Raw genomic sequence first — 15591 nt, 5'->3', positions numbered from 1 at the left:
ACGTTCATAAATATCAAATGCGACGGTCTTAAGCCACCCATTTTAGAGTTAAACTTGATAAGGTATAAGCCGGTTCAGTGCTGTCAATCATATCAGAAAGTGAGTGTAAGGTAGTACTGTCTTTCTCCGCATCATTATTATTAGAAGGGATGCCTTGTTGCTGGTCTGAAGATTGCTGATTTGAAGGTTTCTGGTCTGATAAATGCTCCATCTGTTGTAGCCCATTAGATGATGGACTATCAACAACATCAATAATATGTCGTTTCATTAATTCTAATACCGCCACAAAACTAACCACCACACCCAGTCGACCTTGGCTAGAGTCAAGCAACTCAATAAATTTGCCTTCACCACGCTCACTTAATTGCCTGCTAATACTGGCGATACGATCTGATAATGGGATAGGGTCAATTTTTATATTGTGCATCTGGTAATCAGGTTTTAGTTGCATTTTAAGGAGGCTTTCAACCAGCATCGTTGCCGGATAGCTGGGTAGCTCCGCCGCCATAATCTCAGGGTCAGGCAAGCTTGCCATCGCCAAAAAGACATCTCGTTCCAAACGTATCAAGTTATCTAAACGTCGCGCAGCTTCCTTAATTTGTGCATAGTCCTCAAGACGAGAGATCAGCTCGGCTTTCGGGTCACGCTCATCCTCTATCTTTTCAGGTAGGGGCAACAAGAGTTCTGTTTTAATTGCGATCAAAGTGGACGCCATCAATAAATAATCGCCTGCCAACTCAAAGTGATCAGCATCAAGCTCTTCAATATATGCCAGATATTGCTCAGTAATGGGCAAGATTGCAGTATCGGTGATGTCAAAGTTATTTTTTTTGACCAAATACAGCAGAAAATCAAGGGGCCCTTCAAACTGGTCTAGCCAAATAGCAAATGCCTGAGGCGGAATGTATAAGTCCTCAGGCAATGATTGCACCGGCGTCGTATAAATCCGAATGCTAAGCTCGTTTGCAGGAGTAGATTCAGAGTCACTATCAATCTGTTCTGCCTGCTGCTTCAAGTTGCCTGAGAGCGTATTCAAGTCCGTATTTACCTTAATCTAAGTGAGTGAAGTCGCTAATGATCATCCTACATTTACTTTAGCTTAGCCAGTGGTTTAATGCCAATAGCACGGCGCGTTTTATCAAGCTGTTTACGGCTATGGCGACGAGCCTTATCTGCGCCCATCTGCAAGATTTCTTCAAGCTCTTTAGGATTAGCCATTAGCTCAAAATAGCGCTCACGGAAGGGCGCAATTTCGCCATTGATTTTTTCAAATAGGATTTGCTTAGCATCGCCCCATGCAATCCCTGCTTCAAACTGAGTGCGTAAGTCTGCAACTTCTCCAGAAGTCGCAAAGGCTTTATAAATCTCAAAGATTACCGAGTCATCTGGGTCTTTGGGTTCCTCTGGGGCTTGTGAGTTAGTGACAATCTGCATCACTGCTTTACGAAGCTGCTTTTCAGGATCTGTTTGTGGATTGTATTCCCCAAATAGAGGAATAGTATTACCATAACTTTTGCTCATTTTACGACCATCAAGACCTGTCAGCAATGGCATATCATCATCAACAACTGCAGAGGGCAGGGCAAATAAGTCTTTGTACTTATGATTGAAGGTGCCGGCAATATCACGCGCCATTTCGATATGTTGGATTTGATCGCGTCCAACCGGCACATGGGTCGCATTAAACATTAATATATCTGCTGCCATTAATACCGGATACCCAAACAGACCCATGGTAATATTATGGTCAGCGTCGACATTGGTCTTCTCTAAGTTAGCATCAACCGCCGCTTTATAAGCATGCGCACGGTTCATCAGCCCTTTTGAGCAAGAACAATTTAAAATCCATGCAAGCTCTGGTATTTCAGGGACATCTGATTGACGATAAAATACTACTTTTTCTGGGTCTAGACCACAAGCTAGCCACGTTGCGGCAATGGCTTTGGTTGACTCATGAATTTGCTTAGGGTCATAGCATTTAATTATGCCATGATAATCTGCTAAGAAGAAGAAAGACTGGTCTTGGTCATTCAGGCTATTGTGTGAGGACTGTATGGCAGGGCGGATAGCACCGACATAATTTCCTAAATGCGGAATACCTGTTGTGGTAACTCCGGTTAAGATACGTTTAGGTTGACTGTCTATTGAGGTTGTTTGTGTTTGATTGGCATCAGTGTGGCTCATAATGTTCCCGATTTATAAAATAGCTTATTTGAGTTGTTATGGATAAGGGGGTAAGGGAGTCAGGTTAATAGTCGAATTTCAACGAATAAATAAGTGCCTAAAAATGTAATGGAACAGTATATCAAATCTTTGTTGTTTTTCTGAATGAGAGTTCAATAATTATCAAGCATAAGAGGTTTTTATCATCTTTCAACCCATTCCAAATAACTTATCTTTCGATATTAATCTGATCTTAATGAAATTTTTAAGTTGATTATTTGAAATTTTTACATAATAATTGAGTGATATGGCGTACTTAAGGATAAAACGCTATTGCATACAAGCTATTACCTCTTCCTTCATCAACTCAATTATCATACTCCCTCAACTACGTAAGGATACACGTTATGGGCATGTTCGACTATAAAAACTACTCCGTTCAAGAATCTACAAAACTAGTAGAAGACACCAGTAAACTGGCTGCATATACCAATTCGCTTAACTTTTTTAACTTTATACCAGGTGCTGATGCTCTTAATATACTCGGTACACTTACGGGTGACTTATTTGCCAATGAAACCAATGTTGGCATACCCGATGGATGGAAAGAGCTAACGCCAACTGATTTTGGCGTCAGTGCGGACAGTGTCGATCATGCCGGTTATTTTACGATTCCAAGTCTGTATAGTGGCACGGCATTACCAGGACCTCAAGCCAAAATCTTTGGTCAGTATGATGAGGCTGGTGATCTGGTCCGTATTAACTTTAATGTAGCGGGCACGAATGCTCTCGCAGACATACTTGATTATTTTAATCTGAATACGCGTGAGGGTGTTGAGCTGTATGAGCCTATTTTAGAAATGGTGCGTGATTTTGCCCTTGATAATGGGTTAGATGCTACTGATGTGGTATTTAGTGGCTATAGCTTGGGGGCATCTGTTACCAATGTGTTGGCAGCAGAGCGAGAAAATATCGTAGATGGCTTTTTTACCGATTCTGATTTCATTGCGCATGCCGTGCCGACGATTTATGACAATGGTGATGTGGTCCTAAACGTCGGTTATGAAAATGATGTGACGCATCGTGTGACAGGTAATGAACCTGATTTTTTATCTGCCATTCAAGCTGCAGACCCTGGCCTTGTTAATCCTGATAAGGAGTTTAGTAGCTCTACTGACAACTTTGTGCTCTATAATGACGTATACGCGTCTCCGATATGGGATGTCAGCCCATTTTCTTTTATAAACATAGCAACGGGTTGGTATGCACATATTAATGGTATCACCACAGATGCTATTTCTCGTGTGATTGATTCTTCATTTTATGAAGATACCAAACAAGACAGCACGGTTATTGTATCCGATTTAAGTTCTATTAATCGTGGAATGATTTGGGTTGAAGATGACGCTGCCCCTACCAGTTCAAGCCACTTTGGCACCTCAGCTTTTTTAATAGGCACTCAGTATGGCGATAAAATAGCAGGCGGCACTAACTATGATTATATCGATGGTGGTCAAGGTGATGATATTATCAGAGCTGGCATCGGTGTTGATCATATCGATGGCAATACTGGCGTTGATGAAGTACGAATAGAAGGGCGTAGTGGTGATTGGGACATGTACAAAATGTCCGATGACACCTTATTCTTTGTCGATAAAGATGGCATAAATTTAGTAGAAGCAGATAATGTTGAATCTGTCAGCTTCCAAAATGAGATATTCAGTCATTATTCCAATTACGACATCACTAACAGTGGCTTACAAGACAGTCGTTTCTTTATGAAGTGGTTTAAACGTGGTCAAAAAAGCTTTTTAGATCATGAAGAAGGCACTATCGGAGATGATGATCTAGCTGGTCAAACTGTTTTCGCTCGTGAAGGTAACGATACTGTCACCGGTACTAGCAAGGCCGATATCTTACATGCAGGACGTGGCGATGATGTCATCATGGCGATGGGTGGTCATGATCGTGTCTATGGCGCTGAAGGCGATGATATTATTAATGGCGGTGCGGGAAACGATACGTTAATCGGTGGCGTAGGCAACGATATATTTGTTTTTGATGCCCTATCAGGAAATGATGTTATCAAAGACTTCAACAATGATGCAGGTTATAAAGACATGCTACAGTTCTCATCAGACCTATTTAGTGATGTCAGTGTGCTAAGCACTAAAACCAGTCAAAACGGTGACAATGTTTCAGTGGCGCTTGGCAATGACTATGTATTAACAGTTGAAAATTGCTTAGTTGATGAAGTGCTAAGTTGTGCTGTTGTTATTTAAGACAGTCTTATTTAATTCAGAGGTTTAATCAGGTGTTATCTAACACGACACTATATGGTTAAACGTCCTTAATCTCATTAATTAAATAGTTTTATGATAATTATATAGGGTCGCTGCTGATTAATTAGCAGCGACTTTAAAATTTATAGGTTATACATAAAGACAGGTTAAACTAAACAAGAAAAGTTACACTAAAAAAGACAGATCAGTTGATGGGTGCTTGTATAGCAAACCGGACTGATGCTGTCTTTTTTATATTAGCATCTTATTTATAATAGTCAGTTCGTCCAGATTCACCATGTTTATAGCGTTTGTGAAACCACATCCACTGAGTGGGATCTGTTCGAATTAAGCTTTCTAAGACCTCATTCACTCGAGTAGCGTCAGCCCGTTCATCATCAGTAGGGTAGTTGTCTAGTGGCGGTGTAATGGTGAGATGATAATGAGGCCGTCTGCCACGGCGAAGCTTATCTGGTGTTTGTCTATAAGTGTGTAGAGCCATCACAACGGGAGGGTTGGACTTGTTTCCGAGACGAGCCAGACGTCGAGGGGCGGTAACTGTAGCAGCCGGTACGCCAAAAAATGGTGCCATGATGCCGTGCTTTAGGCCATAATCTTGATCGGGAGAATACCAAACTATTTTTCCGTCTCTAATTCTAGAAACAAGTTTTTTCATATTATGGTGATCAATTTGCTCATCAAAGATTTGACGACGTCCGTTATAGATTAGCCAGTCTAGTAGCTTATTATTTTGAGGGCGGTACACACAGTCAATGGGTAGAAACTGGGTAAATAGTCGACCACCAAGATCAAGCATCGTATAGTGACCGCCTAATAATAAGACTGCTTTATCTGCATTTTTTGCGTCAATTAAGTGGTGTAAGCCTGATATAGATACGGTACGCGTAAAGACATCAGGACGATACCACGCACATAGCGTCTCAAAAAGCCCGATCCCTTGATTGACGAAGACCTGCTTTGCCATACGCTCACGCTCTTCAGACATTTTTTCTGGAAAGGCAAGCTCTAGATTGACAAGTGTCACCTTGCGACGACTCTTAGCAACTGTATAAACCAAGATACCCAGTTGCCTTCCTATCCAAAATTGGAAACGTAATGGCAAGTATATTAAGGGCATTAACATAGCAAGAAATAACCATATGCCCCAGTACTGTGGCAGTAGGAAGGTAAACTTAAAAGGCTGCTTGTTAGCCTTATGGGTTTGTTTATGATTTTCGCTAATAGTTGGCATACCCTCTGGGATAGCTACGGGCTTAGGAGCTGAGCTTAATGAGTTGTCAGAGAGGTTAACTGCTGACCTAGTTGATCTGCCGGACTGTGATAGGGAGGCAGACTCGGGATTAAACTTCTGTACTGCAGAGTGAACAGGAATCTTTTTAGATTCCTGCTTAGGTGACAATTTAGGGTTATTGATAGAGTCTGTCATAGTCAGTCATCACAATTAAGCGTCAGCTGCTTGCTACGAAATCTTAATTTTCCAATTCATCCCAGCGTTCAAGCTTGAGCATTAATGCGTCATCAATATCAGCAAGTCTCTCGCTGGCGGCCGTGGCTGCATCAAAGTCTGTCGTAAACCAACTACCATCCGCTAATTTGAGTTGTAATTCAGCTTGTTCTTGTTCAAGTTGAGCGATTTGCTCAGGCAGAGCATCAAGCTCGCGTTTTTCATTATAACTAAGTTTGCGTTTAGGTGTTGTGTCGGTGATGTTGTCATTACTCTTGTTGACAGACGTGTTTGACTTATCTCTGGCTTTAGATGTATTACTTTTCTCAGAGTTATTTGGTTTTATATCACTTTCACGCTGCTTTTGGATCAAATAATCTAGATAGCCACCCACGTATTCTTTGACGATACCCTTACCGGCGTCATTTTTATCAAATACCCAGGTTGACGTTACCACATTATCCATAAAGGCGCGGTCATGGCTAATGAGTAATATAGTACCATTAAAGCTGGCAACTGATTCCTCTAATAGCTCAAGTGTGGCCATATCTAAGTCATTGGTTGGCTCATCGAGTACCAGTATGTTGGCAGGCTTCAATAACTGTTTTGCTAAAAGAACACGATTACGTTCACCCCCAGACAATGCTTTAACAGGTGTACGGGCTCGTTCAGGTGCAAATAAGAAATCTTGCAGATAGCTCATGATGTGGGTCTTTTTACCGCCAACATCAACGAAGTCAGAACCTTCAGAGACGTTTTGAGCGACACTGGCTTCTAAGTCTAACTGATCACGAAGTTGGTCAAAAAACGCAATCTTCAGATTGGTGCCCATAGTGACACTGCCAGTTTTAATGATTTCATTATCAGACTCATCCAAAATGGCTTTGATTAAAGTGGTCTTACCGGCCCCATTAGGACCAATTATACCGATTTTATCACCACGAATAATGGTCGTACTAAAGTTATCTACCAACACATCACCATCATACTCAAGGTGTAAATTTTTGACTTTACACACCAGTTTGCCACTTTTATCACCGCTAGTCATCGTAATATTGACATTCCCTACTTGCTCGCGGCGTCTTTTGCGCTCTTCACGGAGCTGTTGTAGTTCACGTACGCGACCCTCGTTACGAGTACGACGTGCTTTAATACCTTGGCGAATCCAAACCTCTTCTTGTGCTAGTTTTTTATCAAAATTGGCATTGTTTTTTTCTTCCGCTAATAGCTGCTGCTCTTTAAGCTCTTGATAACGTGCATATCCGCCAGCCCCTTGAGTAACGTCATAACTGGTTAATTTGCCGCGGTCTAACTCAATGATACGAGTAGCTAACTTATCAACAAAAGCCCTATCATGGGTTACAAAGAGCAGGGTAAGACCTTGCCAATCTTTTAAGAACTGTTCTAACCATTCAATACTCGCCACGTCTAAGTGGTTGGTCGGCTCATCAAGCAGTAGGATATCAGGCTTGGTAACCAAGGATCGCGCCAGCAAAACGCGTCGTTTTCGGCCACCAGATAGGGAGGATAAGTCATCTTCTGGATCAAGCCCCATAGTCGTAAGAATTTGTCGCGCTTCTCGTTCTAAGTCCCAGCCATGAGCAGCGTCAATATCATGTTGGAGGTCAGACATTGCCTCACAAGCGTTCATATTACCTGAGGCACAGGCATCCGCTTGTTCATTATAGGCAATCAATAGTTCAGCCGTTTTTTTGTCGCCGCCCATGACGATGTCAAGAATACGACCTGTACTTTCAGGGACATCCTGTTCAAGCATAGCCACTTTGACGCTACTATTAACAATGACTTCGCCACTGTCGGGGGTAATTCTGCCATCAATTAATTTGAATAAAGTGGATTTGCCTTCTCCGTTACGACCGATTAGACAGACGCGTTCACCTGCCTCGATGCTTAAGTCAATACCGTCTAAAATAGGGGCAACGCCAAAGGCCAAATGTATATTTTTTAAATGAATAAGTGCCATAAACTTCTGATTACCATTATTATATAGAGTGCTAGTACCCCATTATTACTGTAGTTAATACATAATGACATTGATACTAGCAACTCGATAGAATTACTTTGAGAGAGTTATTTTAAGAGTAAGTTATGTGTTAAAATTGAGCACAGTATATCATGCACTTAGCCGTTCATGAGTTGACATTATTTCGTATCCATTAAAATTATTTGCCTGATAAACTGTTTCAAGGTATGAACGTATTATTTTAGAGCTTAATACTTTAGAGACTAATACCGTTATTAGTCTGCACGAAGGTCACTATAACTGTCTTATATAAGAAGTAAAAAATGTCAAAACCCTTAATGCCAAAACCATTAAACACTGTAATTAACCCGCTATCGCTTCAAGAACAACTCACGGAGTTACAAGCTAATGTGGCGTATTTAGAGCTCACGGTGGATAGTTTAGACGTGGTTATCGCCAAACAAGATAAGCAAATACGAGATATACAGCGTCAACTACAACTGATGTATCTACAGTTAAATAAGCAAAGTGACTCTGGCATCGCGCCTTTCGACGCTGAGTCTGAAGTGCCACCTCATTATTAAATAATTATTTAATAATATTTTAAACCTATGAATGAACCCTATATCGACACTCTTCATCTAAAACGTATCAATACGGTTTTAGGCGAACGTCTGTTCAGCCTCTCTTAGGGCGAGTTCTATTATCACTGGACCTAACCTTTTATGATGCTGATATATTAGATATATTAAACGTTCAATTAGATCCTAATATTCATTATATCCGTTATGTTTATCATTGACGTCTTATAAATGGTCTTTAAGACTTAAGACTAGAATATTTTGTATTTTTCTAAACTTAATTTAAATATAAACTAACGTTGTTTAAATTAAAAAACATTTATAGCATTATCAAAGTGTTGCATTTTATTTAGTGATTGAGTAGTATTGTCACGAACTGAACATATGGTGTAATAAAGTAACAGCTATATTAATAATTGTTTTACTTGTGGTTACTTTACGTTTTAAGTCTAGTAACGTGAATGATAGCTTTATCTCGCTATTGCTTCAGTCATACCCCCTGACCTTTCTTTCCTAATCTTAACGTCATCCTATAAATGGATTTTTGGAGTACTCAATGCGTCCATTGTTTAATATTAAACCCCTTGTAAGCACAATCACTGTTTTGTCAATAGCTAGCACGGCTTCTGCGGCGGGTCTTGATCGCTCTGGTCAAACTATATCTGCCTTCTTACAAGATGGTACTTATGCTGAGACCGTATATACTTATATCGATGCAGATGTAACGGGTAAAGATAAATACGGTAATAAAATTGATGATATTGCTGAAGACTATGATTTTTTCCGCTATGGCGTTAAAACTGATATTAATGACACGTTTAGTGTTGGTGTATTGTATGACGAGCCATGGGGCGCTTCTGCGGACTACGAAGGTGACAATATCTTTGTGGCTAAAGGTGATGCAGATGCTACCGTCAAACATATTTCAGGCGGTAAAATTCCGAGCGTTGCGGCTGGTCAAGCTGCTTATAACAATGTTAGAAACCAAATTGGACAGATCCTCCAAAATGGAGGAACGCCACCAAAAGAATTAATGGATCAAGCCACTCAAATTGGTGCGGTTTTAGGCGCTGCCCAAGTAGAAGCGTCTACCATTGGTCAAGAAACTAAGGTGGAAGTCCGTAGTGAAAGCTTGACCGGTTTACTAGGTGTAAAACTGGGACAAAATAAAAACTTTCAAGTTTACGGTGGCCCTGTTGCACAACGTCTTAAAGCAGATGTTAAATTACGGGGTATGGGTTATGAAACGGCAAACGGTTATAACCTTAATGTAAACCGTGATACCGATTACGGCTGGATTGCAGGTATACAATATAGCAAACCTGAAATTGCTCTAAAAGCCGCTTTAACGTACCGTTCTGAGATTGATCATGACGTCACAGCCGCTGAAACTATGCCGTTATTAGCCAGAATTAATCAAGAGCCTAATCAAACCACTGATATGAAGATTACAACCCCAGAATCAGTAAACTTTGATTTCCAAACCGGCATTAACCCAACGACGCTAGCAACAGCAAAAGTACGCTGGGTACCTTGGAGCGATTTTGCTATTACACCACCACTATATAATGAATCAACCAAGCGCGTTTATCCTAAAGGTTTAAATTTAGTTGATTATAAAGATGATCAATGGCAAGTTGAGTTAGGACTTGGCAAGCGTTTAGCTGATAATTTAGCGGTTTCGGGTACCGTTGGATGGGACAGTGGAGCGGGTGATCCTGCAACTTCTTTAGGACCTATTGAAGGTTATTATAGTGTTGGTCTTGGTGCTAAGTATAATTTCGATAAGAACTGGGCGATCTCAGCTGGTGGAAAATACTTAATGTTTGGTGATGCGAAAGGTAAAATTCCTAATGATAATATCGTCAGTGATTTTAAAGATAATGATGGTTATGCACTAGGTTTACAAATTTCTTATCAGGATAATTAGTCTTTTAGAAAGTATTACCCTTTTTTTAAAAAAACAGCCATTTGGCTGTTTTTTTATTTATTTAAGAAAAACTTAAAACAGTAGTTGCTATAACTAGCGACTTTATTTATGCTTATTACAAGAATTAACATATCATACATATTTGTAATTTAATTTATAAATATTTTAACGTATTTACTCATTTGGTAATGGACTGCCAGATACTCTCGTCATTAAATCTGCTTTAGGACGGATTTTCGGGAGAAATTATATTCATGGAGGATTCCACATGTCGCAAAATTTCCCTATTTCTAGGCTCACCTTAGCACTACTAACTCTTCCCATTGCTTCATTATCGTACGCTTCAGGCATTGATCGCTCGGGTCAAGATATTAAAGGCTTCTTTAATCCAGGGACTTACGCAGAAATTGACTATGCTTATATAGATACCGATGTTTCAGGCCATGACAACGGCGCTAACCCTTATGGTATTACCTCGGACAAAGCTGGCTATAAAAAAGGTGACCCTACGGGGAATGTCACGGACGACCCATATACTTTTATGCGTTATGGGTTAAAAACAGACGTTAATGACAATATAAGTGTCGGTGTCTTCTATGACGAGCCGTATGGTGCAGAGGCTGAATACAAGGGTCAGAGTAAATTTGTATCTCAGCCAGGCACTGCAAGTCTAATCAGTGCTACTGGTGGTCCTAATGGTGGTCCTCTGGTTGTACCGACTGATATTCTTAACTCAGCCACTGCCGACGACCCTGATTATAGTACACATACAAAGGTTCGTTTACATACTGAGTCATGGACAGGCTTAATTGGGTTTAAAACAGATAGTGGTCTCCAGGTATTTGGTGGTCCAGTCCTACAAAAAGCAGAAGCACAAGTGAATCTGCGTGGTCAGGCTTATGGTCCCTTAACCGGATATGAAGCTAATGCTAATAATGATGATGCGTGGGGCTGGGTTGCAGGTTTAGGATATAGTAAGCCTGAGATTGCTTTAAAAGCGAACTTAACTTATCGCTCAGAAATTGATCATGAGACGTCACTATCAGAATTAATGCCTGCACTTGATAATTCCCTTATTAAAAATGTTTATGTTGGTCAGTATAATAACTTACATCCTGATAACCCCATTTCACCTACTCTTGCCGCTAATATTGGGCCTGAAGCTATTACTGAAGCGACGGTTACAACACCAGAGTCCGTTAACTTTAATTTTCAAACTGGCCTAAGTGCGAAGCATCAGTTATTAGGTACTTTGGATGTTCGTTGGATACCTTGGAGCGATTTCAGAATTGATTTACCTCTCTACAATGCTTATTCGAAAGGGGCAGTTGCAGAGGGTTTACCTTTAATAGAATATAAAGATGATCAATGGAGAGTTGATATAGGGTTAGCAAAACGTTTTAATGACAAGCTAGCCGGATCTGTGGTTGTCGGATGGGATTCTGGTACTGGAGATCCAGCAAGCTCTTTAGGTACTGTTGATGGATATTATAGTATTGGCGGCGGTTTAAAATACAATGTCACGCCTGAATGGGCTGTTTCAGCTGGCGGTAAGTATCTTAAGTTTGGTGATGCTACAGGGCAGTTGCCAAATGGTAGTGTTGTGAGTAAGTTTGAAGATAATGATGGTTTTATTGCTGGTGTTAAGCTCTCATATCAAAGCCTGTAATCTCTAATTGATTTGATTTTAAACTTTCAAAAGTTAAGGGCATTAATTAATGTTCTTAATAGCTAAATCTGAAAATATAAAGTTTAGATTGATATGATTTAAGCTTTGTATAGGCAGTTATCATTTAAAAATACTAACGTAAATAATGGATTATTCACATCTTTCATGGAGGAAGTCTAATGTTGTCTAATGACAATTCAGTCAATACCAACTCATCTATTCAAAAATTAAATACCCCCTTAAAAGCCAGCGTTGTACTTTTAACATCGGTTATCCTTGCATCTTGTGCCTCTAGCGGCTCTACTTCATATGATATGTCTGATGTGTTTGGCAACTCTGAAACGGTTGGGGATTCAAATCCGACACCAAGTCCTGAACCGAGCCCTGAACCGAGCCCTGAACCGAATCCTGAGCCAGAACCTGAGCCAGAACCTGAGCCAGAACCTAATAAAACTGGCGTACAGACCTTAAACGTTAACGCAGGGCCACTTGGTACCTTCAACACAACAACACGTGACTTTGCAGCGGATGACACCAGTGTTCAAGCAAGATCAGATGTGGCATCAGACAATCTACTACCCGCAGTAGAGATTACCACCTCATCAGACAATGATGCCGAAGTAAGTAACGGCTTCAAGCAATACGATGGTGAAGCCCTTATATCAATCACCGCTCCAATCAAAGCAGACTTACCACTAACTTATAGTTCAGTATACAAAGACTATGAAGATGACATGCGTATTGGTCACATTGATGGTTCAGCAGCTTTAGGAGACAGTGCACTACCCGTAAACGGAGCAGCGGTAATCGGTAACGCCACCGTCGCTGAGAATGTACCAACAGAAGGTACAGCAGGATACACAGGTGATGCGACGTATCGCAAGATGGGGATTGGCAATGCCATTGAATTTGGTAGCTCAGTATTCACCGCAGACTTCGTACAAAAGCAAGTTGATGGTAAATTATCATTTGATACAGTTGGAGACATTAATCTAAAAGCGAATATCAATGATAATGAGTTTTCAGGCGCAGCTGCAGATAATGCAGGGTACAATACTGAAGGTTCATTCTATGGTGCAGACGCTAACTTCATAGGCGGCGTTTATGCTGGTAATGGTGCTCAAGGTACTTATGGCGCAGAAAAAGATAATGATGGGCCAACTGATCCAGTACAACCAGTTGATCCAGCAGAGCCGACTGATCCAGCAGAGCCGACTGATCCAAATGAACCTGTTAATCCTGATGTAGCACCAGATTCTGAATTAACGGGTTTCCAATCTACCTCATTAAGTAGTGTGGCAAAGAATATTGCAATTGCCAATGTAGTTCTAGATGATGCTATAGGATATGTTGCCATCCGTGATGATAAATCAGACTATACAGAAACCAAGACAGAAAATGGTTCTGAAGTACCAGTTGACAATCGTCAAGGAGATAACTTCCAAAGTTTCGATAATGGTGTCGTTCGAGGAGATATGGTACAACCGACCAGTGTACAAAAACCACTTGAAGTTTCATTGAAGGATGAAGGGAGTGTCACTGTTGAAGCAGGTAAAGAAGCTCTGAACCCGAACTTTAACTATAAGACGGTTTATGAAAGCTTTGATACTCAAGTGCAATTAGGTCATGTTTATGGCGTGATTAATTCAGGTTTCGTCGGTGACTTATCTCGTGTTGCCAACGTGTATGTACAAGGTCACTTAACCAATCAAGCAGATATTGACTACTTAAAGCAAGTAAATGAAGGTAAGGCGCAATACATAGGTAAAGCGACTTATATTGAGAACATTCATTTAGGTGACGGTGTAGGATTTGAACCCGTTAATGGTACTTCAAGTTTTGACGTTGACTTCGTGAATAACTCAGTAGCTGGTGAGCTTGCCTTTGATGGTGACTTCAAATATATGCCTGACGGTAATAAGATTGGTATTGAAGCGACTATTGATGGTAATACATTTGCTGGAAATGTGAACGGTATCGATGCTGCTGGTGGTTTCTACGGTGAGGATGCTCAGTTCTTAGGCGGCATATACCAAGATGCTTCTGTAGAAGGTGGTAAAGGTACAGTTCCTGGTACAGGTACAACCTTCCAAGGTACCTTTGGCGCTGAGAAGCAGTAATATTATCCAAAGTTCGTTAAGTTTTAAATAAAAAGCGCTTTAGAGCGCTTTTTACTATTTGAACCATAACTATTATGTTAGTAAATATTTTTGACTTGTTGACTTTTATAATAATATTTGTAATTATCTAAACCTATTATTAAGATAAGCTTTTTTTATAAATGTTGTCATAATGGATTATCTCATACGCTTCATGGAGGAAGACAAATGTCGTCTCATCATAAAATTATTTCATCAAATTCTATATCTAAATCAAATCAATTAAAAACCCCGTTAAAAGCCAGTGTTGTGCTCTTAACGTCTGTCATTTTGGCCGCTTGTGGAACGAATGGCTCTACAACTAAATCCTATAATGCACCGACTACTGACATACCTAATAGTGGTGACACAGGCGGTGGTGACACAGGCGGTGGTGACACAGGCGGTGGTGATACAGGCGGCGTTGATACAGGCGGTGGTGATACAGGCGGTGGTGACACAGGCGGTGGTGACACAGGCGGTGGTGACACAGGCGGTGGTGATACAGGCGGTGGTGATACAGGAGGTGGCGATACAGGAGGTGGCGATACAGGAGGTGGTGACAACAGTGCTGAACTTGAGCAAGCCAAAGCTGAAGCCGCTGCTGCAAAAGCTGAAGCCGCTGCTGAAAAAGCAAAAGCTGAGAGTGCCCAAGCCGAAGCAGAGAAGGCTAAGTCTGACTTAGCAGACGCACAAGCGGCATTAGCAGAAGCTGAGCAAGCATTAGCAGACGCCTTAGCCGCTGGTGGTGGCAATACAGAAGCATTACAAGCAGAAGTAGATCGCAGAGCCGCCGCCCTTGAAGCCGCACAAAGCTCAGCAACCCAAGCCCAACAAGCCGCAGAAGCAGCAGAAGCCGCAGCCCAAGCTGAAGAAGAGGCCACCCAAGCTGCATTACAAGCAGCAACAGACACAGCAGAAGCGGCAGCGATCAAGAACGCTCCAGCAGCAGACAAATCTGGCGTACAGACCTTAAACGTTAACGCAGGGCCACTTGGTACCTTCAACACAACAACACGTGACTTTGCAGCGGATGACACCAGTGTTCAAGCAAGATCAGATGTGGCATCAGACAATCTACTACCCGCAGTAGAGATTACCACCTCATCAGACAATGATGCCGAAGTAAGTAACGGCTTCAAGCAATACGATGGTGAAGCCCTTATATCAATCACCGCTCCAATCAAAGCAGACTTACCACTAACTTATAGTTCAGTATACAAAGACTATGAAGATGACATGCGTATTGGTCACATTGATGGTTCAGCAGCTTTAGGAGACAGTGCACTACCCGTAAACGGAGCAGCGGTAATCGGTAACGCCACCGTCGCTGAGAATGTACCAACAGAAGGTACAGCAGGATACACAGGTGATGCGAC

Annotated in this window: 10 protein-coding genes; 6 read left to right on the top strand and 4 right to left on the bottom strand. The window is 41.2% G+C overall.

Going from position 1 to position 15591, the window contains the following annotated elements; translation table 11 throughout:
- Window positions 1–28: 28 nt before the first annotated feature.
- Together AC2SLT_RS02225 and trpS are read right to left on the bottom strand one after the other, a co-directional pair.
- Window positions 29–1015: a segregation and condensation protein A gene (locus AC2SLT_RS02225; RefSeq protein ID WP_486546319.1), complete on the bottom strand. Its 987-nt coding sequence runs from the start codon at window positions 1013–1015 to the stop codon at window positions 29–31.
- 74 nt (window positions 1016–1089) lie between these two features.
- Window positions 1090–2184, bottom strand: coding sequence for a tryptophan--tRNA ligase (gene trpS / locus AC2SLT_RS02220; RefSeq protein ID WP_486545834.1), 1095 nt, complete (start codon window positions 2182–2184; stop codon window positions 1090–1092).
- Window positions 2185–2570: 386 nt separating this feature from the next.
- Between trpS and AC2SLT_RS02215 the strand changes: the two genes are divergently transcribed.
- Entirely contained in the window at window positions 2571–4445 is a 1875-nt protein-coding gene (locus AC2SLT_RS02215) for a calcium-binding protein (RefSeq protein WP_486545832.1), read from the top strand.
- Between the two features lie 265 nt (window positions 4446–4710).
- On the opposite strand, the gene AC2SLT_RS02210 is transcribed toward AC2SLT_RS02215, so the two are convergent.
- Window positions 4711–5697 carry an LpxL/LpxP family acyltransferase gene (locus AC2SLT_RS02210; protein WP_486546317.1) on the bottom strand — a complete coding sequence of 329 codons (987 nt, stop codon included), beginning with the start codon at window positions 5695–5697 and terminating at the stop codon, window positions 4711–4713.
- 238 nt (window positions 5698–5935) lie between these two features.
- The gene (locus tag AC2SLT_RS02205; protein WP_486545830.1) at window positions 5936–7894 is read right to left on the bottom strand and encodes an ATP-binding cassette domain-containing protein; all 1959 of its coding nucleotides are present in this window, start codon (window positions 7892–7894) and stop codon (window positions 5936–5938) included.
- Window positions 7895–8217: 323 nt separating this feature from the next.
- On the opposite strand from AC2SLT_RS02205, the gene AC2SLT_RS02200 reads away from it, so the two are divergent.
- From AC2SLT_RS02200 to AC2SLT_RS02180, 5 genes are all read left to right on the top strand, one after another.
- On the top strand, window positions 8218–8478 hold the full coding sequence (locus AC2SLT_RS02200; RefSeq protein ID WP_486545828.1) for a SlyX family protein: 261 nt from the start codon (window positions 8218–8220) through the stop codon (window positions 8476–8478).
- Between the two features lie 553 nt (window positions 8479–9031).
- A complete protein-coding gene (locus AC2SLT_RS02195) occupies window positions 9032–10405 on the top strand; it encodes an OmpP1/FadL family transporter (protein WP_486545826.1) in 1374 nt (457 codons plus the stop codon).
- Between the two features lie 268 nt (window positions 10406–10673).
- A complete protein-coding gene (locus tag AC2SLT_RS02190; protein WP_486545824.1) occupies window positions 10674–12074 on the top strand; it encodes an OmpP1/FadL family transporter in 1401 nt (466 codons plus the stop codon).
- Window positions 12075–12253: 179 nt separating this feature from the next.
- On the top strand, window positions 12254–14194 hold the full coding sequence (locus AC2SLT_RS02185; protein ID WP_486545822.1) for a transferrin-binding protein-like solute binding protein: 1941 nt from the start codon (window positions 12254–12256) through the stop codon (window positions 14192–14194).
- A 207-nt stretch (window positions 14195–14401) separates the two neighbouring features.
- Window positions 14402–15591, top strand: a 1190-nt coding sequence (locus AC2SLT_RS02180; protein ID WP_486545821.1) for a hypothetical protein, incomplete at its 3' end; no start/stop codon positions are given.

The sequence above is a fragment of the Psychrobacter sp. CX18 genome, assembly GCF_057396215.1.
Note: the sequence above shows the minus strand (reverse complement) of the source record. Positions and strands in the feature narration are given on the sequence as shown.

Bases quoted from the DNA above. Each gene is read 5' to 3' on its own strand.
- AC2SLT_RS02195 (WP_486545826.1), top strand. From the start codon at position 9,032: ATGCGTCCATTGTTTAATATTAAACCCCTTGTAAGCACAATCACTGTT.
- AC2SLT_RS02210 (WP_486546317.1), bottom strand. From the start codon at position 5,697: ATGCCAACTATTAGCGAAAATCATAAACAAACCCATAAGGCTAACAAG.
- AC2SLT_RS02200 (WP_486545828.1), top strand. From the start codon at position 8,218: ATGTCAAAACCCTTAATGCCAAAACCATTAAACACTGTAATTAACCCG.
- AC2SLT_RS02190 (WP_486545824.1), top strand. From the start codon at position 10,674: ATGTCGCAAAATTTCCCTATTTCTAGGCTCACCTTAGCACTACTAACT.
- AC2SLT_RS02205 (WP_486545830.1), bottom strand. From the start codon at position 7,894: ATGGCACTTATTCATTTAAAAAATATACATTTGGCCTTTGGCGTTGCC.
- trpS (WP_486545834.1), bottom strand. From the start codon at position 2,184: ATGAGCCACACTGATGCCAATCAAACACAAACAACCTCAATAGACAGT.
- AC2SLT_RS02185 (WP_486545822.1), top strand. From the start codon at position 12,254: ATGTTGTCTAATGACAATTCAGTCAATACCAACTCATCTATTCAAAAA.
- AC2SLT_RS02215 (WP_486545832.1), top strand. From the start codon at position 2,571: ATGGGCATGTTCGACTATAAAAACTACTCCGTTCAAGAATCTACAAAA.